The sequence below is a fragment of the Asticcacaulis sp. AC466 genome (assembly GCF_000495815.1).
GTDB lineage: Bacteria > Pseudomonadota > Alphaproteobacteria > Caulobacterales > Caulobacteraceae > Asticcacaulis.
Genome location: NZ_AWGE01000040.1, coordinates 1 through 1,301, shown reverse-complemented (window position 1 = coordinate 1,301; position 1,301 = coordinate 1). Strand labels below are relative to the sequence as shown.

Below are 1,301 nucleotides of genomic sequence, written 5' to 3'. Positions count from 1 at the left end.
AGCTGGAGAGCCGCAAAAACCTGTGGCGCAATTGGTCATAGGATGATTCACTGGTTTGCCATTATCTTGGGAGCGTCGCCTTGGATCCGCAGTCTCTGTTCAGCCTGAACGATCACCTTGAAGCCTTGAGCAAGGACGGTGACCCTCTGGAGGTTTTACAGAAGACGGTGGACTTCGAGTATTTCCGTGGACGTCTGATCGAAGGGCTTGGCTACGGCGACGGCAGCAAGGGGGGAAGGCCGCCCTTCGACCCGGTAATGATGTTCAAGGCTTTGATCCTGCAGGCGCAGCATAACCTGTCGGACGCGCGCATGGAGTTCATGATCCGGGACCGGCTCAGTTGGATGCGGTTTCTTGGTTTGTCGCTGGGAGATCGGACGCCGGACGAGAACACGATCCGGCATTTCCGCAACCGCATGACCGAAACGGGCACGCTGCAACAGGTGATGAAAGCGTTCGACTGGCAACTGCACAAGAAGGGCTACATCCCGATGTCCGGTCAGATCATCGACGCCTCACTGGTGCCGGCGCCGAAGCAGCGCAATACCGACAGCGAGCGAGACGCGATCAAGTCGGGCAAGAGCGCCCAGGACATCTGGCCAAACGCGCCGAACAAGGCCGCGCAAAAGGATATCGATGCGCGCTGGACGCTCAAGATCGGTGGCAAGGTCAGATACCGGGAAGACGGGACGCCCCTGCCCATGATCGCCTTGCCTGTGTTTGGCTATAAATCCCATATCAGCATCGACCGGCGCTTTGGCTTCATCCGGTCGATGGCAGTGACGTCAGCCTCGGCGCCGGATGGGCGCTTGCTAAAGCAGGTTGTCAGCACCGACAATACGAGCGGCGAGGTTTGGGCCGACAGCGCCTACCGGTCTCAAAGTAATGAAAAGTGGGTATCCGAACGGATGTTGACCAGCCGCATCCATCGCAGAAAGCCCAAGGGCAAACCGATGCCCAAGGCCACGAAGCGGGCCAATGCCGCCAAGTCTTCCATCCGCGCACATGTCGAACACGTCTTCGCCCATCAGAAGAACAAGTTTGGCCTGTTCATCCGCACCATCGGCCTCAAGCGGGCCGAGGCGAAGATGATCCTGGCCAATCTGGCCTACAATTTCGACCGCCTGATCTTCCACGAACGTAGCCGAGCAGTGGCATGACTGCGTCCAAAATCCGGAGAAATCCCGAAAAGCAGACAGAAAAGCGCCCCAATAGACACCGGTAAAAGCCGCAGAATCCACTACATCATCACTGGGCGATAAACCCAACCAAATTTACACGGTTTTTGCGGGTCTCCAGCT

General features: G+C 57.6%; 1 protein-coding gene. It reads left to right on the top strand.

What is annotated here, in order from left to right:
- Window positions 1–80 precede the first annotated feature (80 nt).
- Window positions 81–1,160 carry an IS5/IS1182 family transposase gene (locus tag AEAC466_RS43405; RefSeq protein ID WP_023460295.1) on the top strand — a complete coding sequence of 360 codons (1,080 nt, stop codon included), beginning with the start codon at window positions 81–83 and terminating at the stop codon, window positions 1,158–1,160.
- The last annotated feature ends 141 nt before the right edge of the window (window positions 1,161–1,301 follow it).